At 62.0% G+C, this 13,357-nt stretch carries 16 protein-coding genes and 1 pseudogene; 7 read left to right on the top strand and 10 right to left on the bottom strand.

All coding sequences use genetic code 11. The annotated features are described in order from the left end of the window. Nucleotides 1–118: 118 nt before the first annotated feature. A complete protein-coding gene (locus tag HU230_RS24305; RefSeq protein ID WP_176528479.1) occupies nucleotides 119–1,147 on the top strand; it encodes an IS110 family RNA-guided transposase in 1,029 nt (342 codons plus the stop codon). A gap of 337 nt (nucleotides 1,148–1,484) precedes the next feature. Here the strand turns inward: HU230_RS24305 and HU230_RS24300 are convergent, their stop codons facing one another. After that, a complete protein-coding gene (locus HU230_RS24300; protein WP_176529526.1) occupies nucleotides 1,485–2,285 on the bottom strand; it encodes a DUF2927 domain-containing protein in 801 nt (266 codons plus the stop codon). A 93-nt stretch (nucleotides 2,286–2,378) separates the two neighbouring features. Further along, nucleotides 2,379–2,951 carry a L,D-transpeptidase gene (locus HU230_RS24295; protein ID WP_176529527.1) on the bottom strand — a complete coding sequence of 191 codons (573 nt, stop codon included), beginning with the start codon at nucleotides 2,949–2,951 and terminating at the stop codon, nucleotides 2,379–2,381. A 222-nt stretch (nucleotides 2,952–3,173) separates the two neighbouring features. On the opposite strand from HU230_RS24295, the gene HU230_RS24290 reads away from it, so the two are divergent. From HU230_RS24290 to HU230_RS24280, 3 genes are read left to right on the top strand one after another with little or no spacing between them, the layout of a single operon-like run. Then, nucleotides 3,174–4,721 (top strand): acetolactate synthase large subunit, encoded by a 1,548-nt coding sequence (locus HU230_RS24290; RefSeq protein ID WP_176529528.1) that lies wholly within the window; start codon nucleotides 3,174–3,176, stop codon nucleotides 4,719–4,721. 52 nt (nucleotides 4,722–4,773) lie between these two features. Continuing rightward, entirely contained in the window at nucleotides 4,774–5,310 is a 537-nt protein-coding gene (locus tag HU230_RS24285) for a hypothetical protein (protein WP_176529529.1), read from the top strand. Further along, nucleotides 5,294–5,659: a hypothetical protein gene (locus HU230_RS24280; RefSeq protein ID WP_176529530.1), complete on the top strand. Its 366-nt coding sequence runs from the start codon at nucleotides 5,294–5,296 to the stop codon at nucleotides 5,657–5,659. The genes HU230_RS24285 and HU230_RS24280 overlap by 17 nt, the downstream gene beginning before the upstream one ends. A gap of 38 nt (nucleotides 5,660–5,697) precedes the next feature. Here HU230_RS24280 and HU230_RS24275 read toward each other — a convergent pair whose 3' ends face one another. After that, on the bottom strand, nucleotides 5,698–5,949 hold the full coding sequence (locus tag HU230_RS24275) for a hypothetical protein (protein WP_176529531.1): 252 nt from the start codon (nucleotides 5,947–5,949) through the stop codon (nucleotides 5,698–5,700). A gap of 180 nt (nucleotides 5,950–6,129) precedes the next feature. On the opposite strand from HU230_RS24275, the gene HU230_RS24270 reads away from it, so the two are divergent. Continuing rightward, nucleotides 6,130–6,270 carry a hypothetical protein gene (locus HU230_RS24270; RefSeq protein ID WP_171947715.1) on the top strand — a complete coding sequence of 47 codons (141 nt, stop codon included), beginning with the start codon at nucleotides 6,130–6,132 and terminating at the stop codon, nucleotides 6,268–6,270. Nucleotides 6,271–6,338: 68 nt separating this feature from the next. Here HU230_RS24270 and HU230_RS24265 read toward each other — a convergent pair whose 3' ends face one another. Further along, complete coding sequence (locus HU230_RS24265) at nucleotides 6,339–6,710, bottom strand: DUF4118 domain-containing protein (RefSeq protein WP_176529532.1); 372 nt, start codon at nucleotides 6,708–6,710, stop codon at nucleotides 6,339–6,341. A 180-nt stretch (nucleotides 6,711–6,890) separates the two neighbouring features. Between HU230_RS24265 and HU230_RS24260 the strand changes: the two genes are divergently transcribed. Then, complete coding sequence (locus tag HU230_RS24260) at nucleotides 6,891–7,241, top strand: hypothetical protein (RefSeq protein ID WP_176529533.1); 351 nt, start codon at nucleotides 6,891–6,893, stop codon at nucleotides 7,239–7,241. A gap of 426 nt (nucleotides 7,242–7,667) precedes the next feature. Then, nucleotides 7,668–8,999 (top strand): tyrosine-type recombinase/integrase, encoded by a 1,332-nt coding sequence (locus HU230_RS24255; protein WP_176529534.1) that lies wholly within the window; start codon nucleotides 7,668–7,670, stop codon nucleotides 8,997–8,999. Nucleotides 9,000–9,297: 298 nt separating this feature from the next. Here HU230_RS24255 and HU230_RS24250 read toward each other — a convergent pair whose 3' ends face one another. From HU230_RS24250 to HU230_RS24225, 6 genes and pseudogenes are all read right to left on the bottom strand, one after another. Then, nucleotides 9,298–9,660 carry a response regulator transcription factor gene (locus tag HU230_RS24250; RefSeq protein WP_176529535.1) on the bottom strand — a complete coding sequence of 121 codons (363 nt, stop codon included), beginning with the start codon at nucleotides 9,658–9,660 and terminating at the stop codon, nucleotides 9,298–9,300. A gap of 17 nt (nucleotides 9,661–9,677) precedes the next feature. After that, on the bottom strand, nucleotides 9,678–9,821 hold the full coding sequence (locus HU230_RS24245) for a response regulator transcription factor FixJ (protein WP_176529536.1): 144 nt from the start codon (nucleotides 9,819–9,821) through the stop codon (nucleotides 9,678–9,680). Further along, nucleotides 9,814–10,014: pseudogene (locus HU230_RS24240) on the bottom strand (ATP-binding protein); the annotation flags it as partial. The pseudogene HU230_RS24240 and the gene HU230_RS24245, both read right to left, overlap by 8 nt. Before the next feature lie 568 nt (nucleotides 10,015–10,582). Further along, nucleotides 10,583–12,376: a PHA/PHB synthase family protein gene (locus tag HU230_RS24235; RefSeq protein WP_176529537.1), complete on the bottom strand. Its 1,794-nt coding sequence runs from the start codon at nucleotides 12,374–12,376 to the stop codon at nucleotides 10,583–10,585. 1 nt (nucleotide 12,377) lies between these two features. Further along, complete coding sequence (locus tag HU230_RS24230) at nucleotides 12,378–12,983, bottom strand: hypothetical protein (RefSeq protein ID WP_224943513.1); 606 nt, start codon at nucleotides 12,981–12,983, stop codon at nucleotides 12,378–12,380. A gap of 12 nt (nucleotides 12,984–12,995) precedes the next feature. Next, on the bottom strand, nucleotides 12,996–13,256 hold the full coding sequence (locus HU230_RS24225) for a hypothetical protein (RefSeq protein WP_176529538.1): 261 nt from the start codon (nucleotides 13,254–13,256) through the stop codon (nucleotides 12,996–12,998). Nucleotides 13,257–13,357 lie beyond the last annotated feature (101 nt).

The following is a 13,357-nucleotide window of genomic DNA, read 5'->3' as shown; positions in this document are numbered from 1 at the left end:
CGCTGGGGCCACAGCTTTCCTCACCAAGCCAATCCTGTGGTTGATGGTGTGGACGGCCCCCTACGGCATCAGTGTGCCAGAATGAGGTTGTTGTAAATCTCAGACAAGGAGACCGTCCGTGAGAGAGATTATCCGTATTGGGATGGATACGTCGAAGCATATTTTTGTGCTGCATGGAGTTGACGCGGCGGAACAGCCGGTGTTGCGCAAGAAGCTGTCGCGCAAGCAGGTGCTTGAGTTTTTTGCCAAGCTTCCGCCGACCGTGATCGGGATGGAGGCCTGCGGGGCGGCTCATTACTGGGGGCGCGAGCTTGGCAAGCTTGGCCATGAGGTGAAGCTGATAGCGCCGCAGTTGGTGAAGCCTTATGTGCTGCGGAACAAGAACGACGGGCGAGATGCGGATGGGGTGTGCGAAGCGATGGGCCGACCGCGGATGCGGTTTGTGCCGGTGAAGAGCGCCGAACAGCAGGCCGCGCTGATGCTTGCAGGTGTCCGCGATGGGCTGATCGGCCGCCGTACCCAGCTCAGCAATGCGATCCGCGGCTACGCGGCGGAGTTTGGCCTGATCGCGCCGAAGGGGTTGGACAAGATCGAGCCGCTGTTGGCCCGGATCACGCAGGACGAGAGCGTTCCCGCTATGGCGCGCGAGCTGTTCGCCATGCAGGGCCGTGACTATGCGCAGTTGCAGGGTGAGCTGAAGGCGGTCGAGGCCAGGCTGCTGGCCTGGCACCAGGCCAACGCCACAAGCCGTCGTCTGGCCCAGATCCCCTCGGTCGGTCCGATCATCGCGACCTCGCTTGTGATGAAGACGCCGGACCCGCACGCCTTCCGCTCCGGCCGCTTGTTCGCGGCCTGGCTCGGCCTGACGCCCAAGGACCATTCCACCGCCGGCAAAACCAGGCTCGGCAAGATCACCCGCGCTGGCGACGAGACCCTGCGTCGCCTGCTCGTGGCCGGGGCGACCGCGGTGATCCGGCAGGCAAGGCTCGGGCGCGGCCACCCCTCGCGCTGGCTCGTGGCGTTGCTCAGGCGCAAGCCGCCGAAGCTTGCGGCCGTGGCGCTCGCCAACAAGGTGGCCCGCATCGCCTGGAAGCTGATGGCGACCGGCGAGAGCTATGATGCCGCACGCATGAACGCTGTCACCTAACAGGTCGGCCGGCCGGACGTAGCGCTCGCCGGACGAACCGGAGCTGCAAGAGCAGATGGAATGATCGATCGATCCAGAACGCGAGACAAGCCGCGGGACCCATTGGCCTTCACAAGGTCGCCAGGTTGTTTGGCACTCGCGTCGCGGAAACCATCTTGGCCCAGCGATCAACACGATCGCATCAAACAGGCCGGACATATGGATGACAGCGATCCGACCAATCCCAGAAAGCTCTTGTGCCACGGGGGCCGTCCACATATGGGTCCCGGGTCCCGGCCTTCGCCGGGACGACAGTTTGATGTGTTGCGGCATCCCTGCCTATTGCGGCGGCCCACCATCACTCCAGATGGTTCACCTTCGCCACCCAGGCGCGGACGTCGGTGAGGACTTCGGGCAGCGCGGCCTTGACCTCCTGCACGTTCATGCCGGGCTTGATGCGGGGGTCGTAGAGCAGATTGAGCAGGTATTGGTCGTAGACGTCGAAAAAGCCCATCGAGACGCTGTCGTTGAACATCGTCCACGGCACGGTCGCAGTGTCGTTGATCGGGCCGAGCGACTGCAACAGCTCCTCATAGGCGCAGTCGAGGAAGACGAAATCGCCATTGTCGACGGTGAGGATGACGTCGGAATGCTCGATCTCGTAATTCTCGTTCTTGCGGAAGCCGGACAGGCATTGCGGGTCGAGCGAGGTGCGGATCTCCTTGGCGCGCTCCTGGCCGTAGAAGATCGCTATCGTGCGGTAGAGCTCGCGGTCGCGCACCAGCTTGACCACGACATTGGCCGCGTCGTTGTTCTCGGTCATCGCGATGTCGAGATGCTGCACCTTGGCTCGGATGTCGGCGATGACCTTGGCGAGCTGGACCTTGCGGTCGGCGCGGTTGCCGTCGGCGAACACGCGCACCGGTCTGTCGTATTTGCGGATGCGGTCGACCCGACCGGCGAGATGATATTCGGCGCCGAACGCGGTTTTAAGAAAGCCCTCGACGATCTCGGCGTCGGTGAAGACCTTCTTTTCGTTGCGCTGGCGCGAGGCGATGGCCGGAATCTCTGCGCCCGTCGCCGGTACGATGGCGTCGGTGAGCGAGGTGGTGAGCGCCGCGGCGAGCAGCAGCAGGATCGGCGAGCAAGGTTGGCGCATTCGAATCACGCTGCCGCAATGCGCGCGGCAGCGCAAGGCGGGATCAGCGATCTTGCCGGATGGAAGCGCCTGGTTCCGTTGAAATCGACGCGATCAGTTCTTCACCACGACGGTGGTGCCGACCGAGACGCGATTATAGAGGTCGGTGACGTCCTCATTGGTCATGCGGAAGCAGCCCGACGAGACGGCCTGGCCGATCGTCTCGGGCTCGTTGGAGCCGTGGATGCGGTACAGCGTCGAGCCGAGATACATCGCGCGCGCGCCGAGCGGGTTCTCGATGCCGCCGGCCATGTGGCGCGGCAGATCGGGGCGGCGGCGCAGCATCTGCGACGGCGGCGTCCACGACGGCCATTCCTTCTTCGCGCTGATGCGGTGGACTCCGCCCCAGCGGAAGCCGTCGCGGCCGACGCCGATGCCGTAGCGCAGTGCCTGGCCGTTCGCCAGCACCAGATAGAGCCGGCGCTCGGCGGTGTTCACCACGATGGTGCCGGGGGCATAGTTGGTCGGGTAGTTGACGGTGGTGCGCGGGATCGGGCTCGCGCCGCCACCGCCGAAGAAGCTCGGGGCCTCGGACTGGTAGCCACGGGAGTCGAAGAACTGAGCGTGGGCCTGGCCGGCACCTGCCAGGATCGTGAGTGCGGCAAAAATCACGGCAATCGGGCGCATCGTCGTCCTCGCGAACAATCAAATATGCAGCCAAAAAGGCCACAATCGCCGGCCTTTCGCAAGCGACGAAGCCGTGACTTCAGGCACTTTCGAACAAGACGGTTTAAAAAGGCAACAGACCGGAAGCGATAGCTGCATTGTCCGGCCAAACCTTTGACGAAGCGGATGAAGAATGGTTGATCTGGAGCGACCTCAAGAACATCTCGAAACGGGAGCGTGAGCATGAACGGTGCGGAAAGTCTGGTGCGGACATTGGTCGCAGGCGGCGTGGACGTTTGCTTTACCAATCCCGGCACCTCGGAGATGCATTTCGTCGCGGCACTGGACAAGGTCCCCGGCATGCGCTGCGTGCTCGGCCTGTTCGAAGGTGTGGTGACCGGTGCGGCCGACGGCTATTTCCGCATGAAGGGAACGCCGGCCTCGACGCTGCTGCATCTCGGGCCCGGCCTTGCCAACGGCCTTGCCAATCTGCACAACGCCAAGAAGGCGCATTCCGGCATCGTCAACATCGTCGGCCAGCACGCGACCTACCACATCGGTTACAACGCACCGCTGACGTCCGATATCGAAGGCCTGGCGCGGCCGATGTCGTCCTGGGTGCGCACGTCACCCGATGCCAAGTCAGTCGCCGCCGATGGCGCGGCTGCGATCGCCGCGGCCAAGAGCGCGCCGCCGCAGATCGCAACCTTGATCCTGCCGGCCGACACCGCCTGGAACGAGGCCGACGGCATCGCCGAGGTGGCTGTCGATACGCAGCGGCCGAGCTATTCGCCGCAGGCGGTCGACACCGCGGCAAAAATCCTGCATGGCGATGCCGCGCACACGCTGCTGCTAGTCACCGGCAGCGCGCTGACCGAGCAGGGGCTGGCGCTCGCCGAGCGCATCGCCGGCAAGACCGGCTGCACCGTGATGGGCCAGACCTATCACCCGCGCATGGCGCGCGGCCGCGGCCGCTTCTCGATCAACCGCATCCCCTATGTGATCGAGCAGGCGCTGCCGATCCTGAAGAATTTCCGTCACATCGTGCTGGTCGAGGCCAACGATCCCGTGGCGTTCTTCGCCTATCCGAACAAGCCGAGCATGCTGAAGGCGGAAGGCTGCGAGGTGCATCGCATGACCGCCTGGGGCGAGAATTCGGTCGCAGCCCTCGGGGCGCTCGCCAATGCGCTGCATGCGACGGCGCAGGACGTCAAGCCGCAGCAGCACCAGGAGCTGGTCAAGCCGACCGGCGCGCTGAACCACACCACGATCGCGCAGGCGATCGCCTGCGCGATCCCCGAGAACGCCATCATGGTCGATGAGTCCGTCACCACCGGCCGGGGCTTCTTCCCGCCGACGGCGGCGGCCGCGCCGCACGACTGGCTGCAGAACATGGGCGGCTCGATCGGCTTCTCGACGCCGGTCGCGACCGGCGCCGCTGTTGCCTGCCCGGACCGCAAGGTGATCTGCATGGTGGGCGACGGCAGCGCGATGTACACCATCCAGTCGCTGTGGACGCAGGCGCGCGAAGGGCTCAATGTCGTGACCATCGTGTTCGCCAACCGGATCTATCAGATCCTGCGCGGCGAGTTCGACGGCGTCGGCGCCGGCGAGCCAGGCAAGCGGGCGCAGGACATGCTGAAGATCGATCGGCCGACGCTCGATTTCGTCGCGCTCGCGAAGGGCATGGGCGTGCCGGCAGTGGCGGTGACGACTGCCGACGAGTTCAACAAGGCACTGGCGAATGCCGTCGCCGAGCCGGGCCCGCGGCTAATCGAAGTGCAGATGTAGCAGCATGATTTGAAAAGGCCGCGGCGGCGGCCCAGTCCAGTCGGAGGCGTCAATGCAGACCGAGCTGAACAAGGTGATCGTCGCCGTGCAGGAGTTTTATGCGCAGGAGACCTTCCTGCTGGAGCGCGATCTCGGCGAGCGAACGCTTACTCACCGGCTGGCTGTCTATGTCGAGCGGCAGTTTCCCGGCTGGCAGGTCGATTGCAACTATGATCGGCTCGGCGAGCGCACGCTGCGGCTGCCGCGCGGCTCGGGGAGCTCGACCGATGACCATCTCGGCAAGTCGATCTATCCCGATATCGTCGTGCATCAGCGCGACATCCCGAACAATCTCCTGGCCATCGAGCTGCGCAAGGACAGCAACCACCAGCCGCTCGAGCACGATCAGCGCAAGCTGCAGGCGCTGACCGATCCGAATGTCTGGTTTGCCTATGCAATGGGCGTTCTGGTGATCGTCGGACAGCACGGCGTGAGCCATTCCGAAGTCTATGCCGGCGGCGCCATCGACAGCGCCACGTCGCGCTGGTTTGAGGAGCGCATACGCGAGAGCGGGCTCGCGGGCAGGCGCGACGATGGTGCTCAGCATTGACTCTATCGCGATGAATCTTGCTCTGCATCGCAGTGATAGCCCGTTTGGATCATGCGTTGCCGTTGCACGCGCGTCACAAGAGAAGATGCGGGAGGTGGAGCAATTCCTGGAGCTGGTGGTCAATTTTCAGAACGATCCAATGGCGGTGCGGATTATCGGCTCTGCGCCTCTTTCGCTCCCTCTCCCGCACTTTAATTTTCTGGTTCAATTCTCACTGGTTCAATTTTGGCTTGCCCAACAATCACTGCCCCAAGCGGTCGGCGCATTTGATCGCGACGCGACGGGCGAGGCGGCATCCGCACCGAGACAGCAAGCAAAAAGGCCGCCTTCGGGGCGGCCTTTTCCGTGATCGCCAGATCTGTGATCGGCTACCGCGATTGTTTCTGTCTATTGCTTGGCCGCATCATCGCCGGTCGGGGCGGCGCCAGCCTTGGTGCCTCCCTTGGTGCCTCCCTTGGCGCTCGATTTCTTTGCGGACTTCTTGGCTTTCTTCTTCGGCGCCATCTTGGTCGCCTCGCCCTTGGTCGCCGTGTCGCCGCTTTGCGCTGCGGGGGCCGGGCTGCTGCCGGCCTTGTCCTGCGCGAGCGCGGTGGACGAGACGAAGGCAAGCGCCGTGGCGGCGAGGATCAGTGTTCGCATCGGATGGTTCTCCCAAGTTGGTTTCCGGCGCCCCTCAACGGGACAGAATGTCGCAGGTTCCGCGACCCCGATCAGCAGTCCGTGAGCTGTGCGTGAACGGCGCAGTCGCCGCGAAAGCGCCGGAACCGGGAACCGCGAGCCGCGTTATGTCGCTGGGCAGGAGTTCCGAGGAGAGACGCCATGCGCTGGCGGTCAATGACGGAAACCACCAATACGGTGCTCGACACCGCCCCCGAGGATACTTTCTACACGGTGGGCTGGACCATCAGCGGGCTGGCGACACTGGCGACCATCGTCGCGGTCTGGATGTTCGGGATCTGAGGGCGAACGATCCGCGCAGGCAACCGGCTTGCCGGCGCCGGCGGGCGCTCGCGGCCTGCGCGGGTCAGCTATTTCCGCAAAATGGCCAGCGCTTCCCGGTAGAGCTGAGAGAAACCGAGCAAGAGCGCGCTCGACAGCAGGAACGTCGCGAGGCTGTCATAATCGTCGGCCGTCGGCCAGGCGAACTCGAAGTAGGGGGGCATGAACACCCACCACACGATCGGTACCGTGATGATGGTGGCAAAGGCGCCGGCCGGCGCGCCGCCCATCAGCCCGGCGATCAGGATCGCCGGCACGAAAGCCGCGAAATAGAACTGCATGCCGAAGCTTGCGAACATCTCCTGCGTCGCGGTGGCGAGCACCACGGCCAGCAGGGCGACGACGAACGTCGACAATGACCACGGCCGCAGCTTCAAAATGTAGTCGTTGCCCTTGCGCATCGAGACGTCCCGGCCTCCGCGAGTTCCGGGAAGGTAGCCGAGGAGGCCTGCAAACAAAACCCCGTAGGACTCCGAGGGTCAGCGTTGTGCTCGGCACAGTGAAAAGGAACTGTCCCGGTCAAGCCGCTGCCGCATTGTCGCGCTTATTGCATTGCGGCAGGGTGATGGTGGGACGACACAATGCTGGAATTTCTGATTGTCGTGCTGGTCACCGGGATCGGGTTCGTGGTGGGGTACGGCGTGCGCGAACTGATCTCCCGCCGCAGACGGCGGTCTCCTCTCGGCGTTCACGCGCCGAAGGTTCGCGCCGCGCGGCATTGGGCACGGAGACGGCACGATGATGACGCCGACGCGCTCCTCGCCGCGAACGACGACATCTCCGCCGGTAACCTGCGACAGCCGCCCGGCACGCGGCAGGCCGGTCGCGCCACCCCACCCGACGAACTCGACGGCGCGGTCCGCGACCTGCTCGGCGAACTCGGCCGACGTACCGCCAAGCCGTCATCCGCACCGAACCGCCGCCGGCAGTGAACCGGAACGGCGCGACGAACGGCGGCTACTTTGCATGGGGTTGTTTTCGACATTTTTGATGAGGCGCGGTCCCGAAGGGCAGCAGAATGTCGACAATCGTCCGCCACCGGCGGTTCAGGAAGGGGAATGGTGGACGCACAAGGGATCGAACCTTGGACCTCTCCCGTGTGAACCACAATCCATAGATCTATGCAGGCCACGTGCGGCCATAGTTTTGTCGATATAACTCATTTAAGTACAGTGGCTTATGGTCATTCTGGCCTCAGCAGCCCATAAGCGGCCAAACTGCATTTTGTGTGCCCCTGTTGTGCCCGCGGCGGATTTTCCCCTGGGGTACAAAATGTCGGGAAGGTCTGAGAGCTGGTTCTGCGTGGGGTTGATCGTCCTCTCGTGGGGCACACCTGGGGCACACTGGGGGAAGGAATCGTGACCGCGCCGACGAACCAGCTGACGCTCACCGATACGGTGATCCGCAACGCTACGCTGCCGCCCGGCAAGGCGCAGCATTATCTCCACGACGACAAGCTGCCCGGTCTCGCCCTGCGCATGCGCGCCACCGGTGGTCGAACCTGGGTTTATCTCTTCACCAAACCGGGGGTGAGGGGAACCCAGCGCAAGACCCTCGGCCCGTGGCCCAAGTATAATGAGAAGGCCGCGCGCAAGGCCGCCACCATCGCCGCAGGCGAGGTCATCAAGGGCACGGACCCCAACGATGCCAAACGCGAGCCGAGGCGGCAGCAGGCAGCCGAAAAGCAGCGCACCACACTGGCGGACCTCATCGTCGAAGATGGTCCCTACCAGACGTCCTTGACTGGACGTCAGGTCGTCAACTGGAAGCCAGCAATGTCGGCGTTGCGGCGCGGGCTCAAGGAGCACGCGGAGAGCGGCATTGGGGACCTGACGCGGCGGCAAATCATGGCGGCAGTCGACCGGGTGGCCAAGACCGGCAAGCGTGGCGCAGCCAAGGATCTGCGCAAGCACACCCACACGTTCCTCGAATGGTGCGTTGGGGAAGGATACGTCGGCTACAATGTGCTGGCTGGCTATCGTGAACCCAAGGAAACCCGTGCGCAGAGGGTGGGGCGCCGAACAAAGGGTCGTGCACTGAACGATGAAGAAATCATCAAGGTCTGGCATGCATCAGGCAAGCTCGGCGCCTTTGGGCTCTTGACGAGGATGTGCCTACTCGGTGGCCCGCGCCGGAGTGAGCCAACCATGATCGAATGGCAAAAGCATATCATGGATGATCGCATCACTTTCGATGCGGCGTGGACCAAGATGGGCTTGTACCACGATGTACCGCGCACTCACCTCGTGGACGAGGTACTCGCGGCCGCGAAGCATTTCCGGCGCGCCACGTCCGACTATGTCTTCCCGTCACCGAAGACTGGTGGACAGATGTCGGGCTTCACCAAGATGGTCAACCGGTTAGTCAAGGAAGCAGGTGTCGCCAAGTTCACCATGCATGACTTGAGGCGCAGTCTGCGTACCATCATGTCACGTTGTGGCTACGACAACGAAATTCAGCGGCTATGTGTCCGGCGAAAGCCAAGCGGAATCGATCAGGTCTACAATCACGACGAACAGTGGATCATCCGCAAGATGGCATTCGAAGCAGCTCACGACTACATCGCGGAACTGGTCGGTGCGATGCGGGTCGGTAAGATCGTGCGCTTACAGCGGACGAATCCGCTCGACCCGATCAAGGCCGAGCTGCTGGGTCGTCTCCGCGAGCATTATGCGGCTGGGACGGTCTAGCGGCCTTTTCGCGTTTGGCCAGATAGTCCCGCACGGCATCAACACGATAGAGCGGGCGTCCGTCGACGTATCGCCATTTCAGTGGGTGGTTCGGATCGCGTCGCCACTGCTCCAGCGCTCCGGGCGTTCGCCGGATGATCGCGGCCGCCTCCAATGCCGTCAAATTAGAGCTGCCCGGCAGCGTATCGATGTCGAATGTCGCCGGCGGCGGCATACCACGGTTCTTGCGCCGGCGCTTCGTGGACGCCCGGTAGAGCCTTTTTGTGGGTGCGCAATCTGGCCACCAGGTCAAGCCCGTTCATTCCGGGCATGTAGTAGTCCACGACCAGACAACTATTCGGCGGGATGCTCTGCTTGAGTAAAAGTTCCTCGGCGCTGGAAAGTCGCGCACTTCAAACCCCTCCAGTTCCAATACAAACTTGACGGATTTCCGCACCGCCCTTGCGTCGGTATTTGCGCCCGTCGGTCTCTTGATGGCGGCCGCGATCGCGTTCAACAGGACGTCAGCATCGTATGGCTTTTCGACAAACTCCGTGGCTCCCGCCCTCAATGCCTCCACAGCGAGAGTGACATCACCATGGCCGGTAACGACGATTACCGGCCACTCCACTCCTCGAGCCTTGATCTTGCGAAGAAGATCAATTCCGCTCATCTCCGGCATGCTCAAATCACGCAGCCCTACTCCGCGAGGTGAATTTCGTCCAAGAAAGCTCGCGCGGAGTGATAGCCCTGAACGGTGAAATTCGCCGTGGTCAGCAGGAACACCAATCCGTCTCTGGCGGCATCATCGTCATCAATCACGTAAATGGTCGGATCAGACATCATCGATTTCCGCGGCTTCGCGGACCGTGAATCGGAAAACCGTTCCTCCCGTTGGATTGGCCTCTGCCCTGATCCGACCGCCGTGGGATTCGATTATGGTTCGACACAGTGCTAAACCTATCCCCATTCCTTCCGACTTGGTGGTCACGAAGGGCTGGAACAATCTCGAGGCTATTTCGGGAGCGATCCCGGAGAAGGGGGAAATTGCCTATCGGCGCCCTTATCGGACCTGGCGAATTCAACGCAATATTCCAAATCCCGGCATCAATGTGTGCAGATAGGGTGGTGCCGGGTGACGCGCCAAGCGTGTTGGAGAACGTTGTCAAGATTGGTCGGTGCTGGAGAAGATCGTCGCCCGACATGGCAGGATGATTGCTGCCTTAGCCGCTTTGTCCTGCCCCGCGACAGCTCGGGCGAGAATAACCGCTCGCGAGTCCATAGAGCGTCGAACAGCAACATCGGTAGCGCGTCGTTATCAATGTCGAGCTAATGAGCCAGCGTGCAGATGAGGCAGACCCGTCGGGTCATGACACCGCCGCTTGGTCTGCCCCCTCCCTCCAATAGGTCAGCGGAAGACCAAGTGTGGCGCATCTTGCTATTCAAGCGACTTCAGAAGAATGAATTCCGCCGACTTGGCTCGATTCTCGTTGAAACTCGCGCGACCGCGGAAGGCCTGTTGACATCCCCTTGGCAAGTGCATCTTGCAGCGTCTCGACAGGGTGCTGCTCGTGAAGCGTTCGAAGCGGGCGCATCGTGCTAGTTCAAGTCTGGAAAACGTATGACCCGGGTGCCCGGCCATAGGAGGGGAAGCCGTCAGCGGCTTTTGACAGCGATGATGGTGTGATTCTCACGAACGAGGAGTGGGCATCCAACCAGCGTATCCATTCCGGCCACCAGGACCCCTGCTTTTGCGAGGCGGAAGCAAGCCACGTATCGGGGTCGACATATTTGTCGGAGGCGTCGCAAGTGCTGATACGATAGTATGCTCCGGCCTTGCCCGGCGGACTGACAACGGAGCTATTATGGCCTCCGCCAGTGAGAATGAACTCGGTATCCGCGGAGCTGTAAAGCTCTACCTTGTAGACCGAGCGCCAAGGGGCGATGTGATCCCTTTCAGCACCCAGCGCAAATATAGGGGTCTTGATGTCCTTCAGCGCGAGGGCTCGGCCGTCCACCAGATAGTTTCCGTGAGCAAAACTGTTATCGAGGAACAACTCGCGCAGATACTCGCCGTGCATTCGTGCCGGCATCCGGGTCGCATCGGCAAGCCAGGCGTCGAGGTCGGTCGCGGTCCGGGGTTCGCCGAGAATGTATCGCTCGACAAATTGCGAGAAGATCATTTCGTTGGCGCGAAGGACGGAAAATGCGCCAGCCATCTGCCGTGTATCGAGATAACCCTGAACGTGCATCATGTCCTCGAGCAAGGCAACCTGGCTTTCGTCAATGAACAGCATCAGTTCCCCAGCTTCTTCGAAATCAGTCTGGGCGGCTAGCAGACTAAGACTGGCAAGCCTGTCATCATGGTCTCGATCCATGGCTGCGGCGGCGATGGCCAGAATAGTTCCACCCAGACAGTATCCGACCGCATGCAGGTTTTTGCCGGGCACGATCTCACCGATCGTGCCGATGGCAGCCATGACACCCTTGCTGCGGTAGTCGTCGAATGAAGTGTCTCTTAGCTCGGCTCCAGGATTCCTCCACGATATCATGAAGACCGTGAATCCCTGATCGACCAGATAGCGTACGAGAGAATTTGCAGGGCTGAGATCGAGAACATAGTACTTCATGATCCAGGCCGGTACGATGAGCAATGGTTCTTCGCGTACTTCCGGCGTCGTCGGAGCATATTGGATCAGCTCCATCAATTCGTTTCGAAACACCACTTTGCCTTTGGTCAGTGCGATGTTCTCGCCGATCTTGAACTTTTCCAGCCCCTTCAGTTGCTCTCCCTGGATGCGCCGGCCAATATCGTCGACCAGCAGTGATGCTCCGGCCACAAAATTCGCACCGGCTGTACGCCAGGCGGCGTCCAGAACTACCGGATTGGTCAAGGCAAAGTTGACGGGCGCGAGTGCGTTAAGCAAGAAACTGCCGAGGAAGTCGACACGTTTGGCATGGTGCCGTCCGATGCCGGGGATATCGCGAGTGGCAGCATGCCACAGCGCTTCGGCAGCCAGTTGCGCCTGTGCCAAGACACTGAATGGCGGAGTCTGCCAGCGCGGATCACGGAAGCGGCGGTCGCCGGACTTCGGCGCGAAATCGCTGCGTGGGACGTCAGGCTCCAGAACCGTCCGGCCAAGCGATAAAGCCGCCTCCCAAGCGGTTTCACAAAGCTCAAGCTGCTTGCCGCCTGAGAGCATCAAATGGAAGGCCCAATCCTCCCACGCCTGCAGGGCGGCCCAAGGCGACTGCCCGCCGAAGAGTATTCCAAAGCGACCGCGCCGTTCGCGATCGAACTCGCGTGCGAGCGAGGCGGCATGCCCGGACAGAACGGTTCTGGCGTCAAAGCGCAGCGCGGGCGCTTGGCCGGGGGCATCTTGGTACTTTCTGACCATGCTACGCGGGCGCTTCGATGCCCTCCGTCGCAGGCGGTCTTGACGGCCCATCTTGCACGACCTGATTGTTGCCGGCTGCTCCGCTGGAATCAGAGGCCGGGGGCAGCTCCGTCTGCTCGAGGTCGAGCTGCTGGCTGGCGATGACTTTTTGCCAGACTCGCAGGATGTTCTGCTGGGTTTCCTGGGTAATAAAACAGTGTCCTTCGCGATCAAACGCGCAGAACTTCGCGTCCGTGTCATCACACATCCGACCGAGCGCCTGATTGATCATATCGAGACAGGCAATGACCTGGCTCACATTCTGCAGCCGGGCATGGCTTGCGACATCGAGCAGCCGGAAAGCCTCGATATTGGGTTGGCCAAACACCGCGCCCTGTCGGCCGAATTCAAATAACACGTTCACGGCAGGCAATACGGATTGAATCTGGGAGAGAATTGCCGCCACGTCCTGTTCGCTGCAGGCCGCCAGATGCTCGCCATGCGGCCCGCTGCCATTTTCGACCGTGGCGTGCTGATTCATGGATGTCATTACCTCCCGCTCGATCCAGCGGCGAACATCCACAGGCGCGTTCCGAATTTGCTCCGAACTCAATGTTATGCCGATCATGGTCGCCTCCTCTTAATGATGGCTTTGGTTGCATCCTTCAGCGTCGTTGATGTTGACCGGGATCAATCGCATCGGTGAGGCTGACGATTGCCGGTCTGGTATGCGACGTCCGATCAGCCAGACGGACGCAGCCGTCACCGGATTTCCGGAGTTTTGGTTTACGTCTGACCAGACGAGGCGGTGGCGGGTCCGCTCGCGCCGCTCCGGGCCGCGCAAATCATTGTTCCGTCCAGGATTATTGCAGGCTTCCAGGGCATTCAGCGGCAATTGCATCCGAACTCGCGGCGGAAGGTCGTCGACCGGTGAATATGGCACGTGCCCCTCCGCCTTCAGCGCAGACGTCCAAACGATAGTCCTGATGAACGAAGCCAATT

The sequence above is a fragment of the Bradyrhizobium quebecense genome (assembly GCF_013373795.3).
Classification (GTDB): domain Bacteria; phylum Pseudomonadota; class Alphaproteobacteria; order Rhizobiales; family Xanthobacteraceae; genus Bradyrhizobium; species Bradyrhizobium quebecense.
This window is presented reverse-complemented; position numbering and strand designations above follow the sequence as displayed.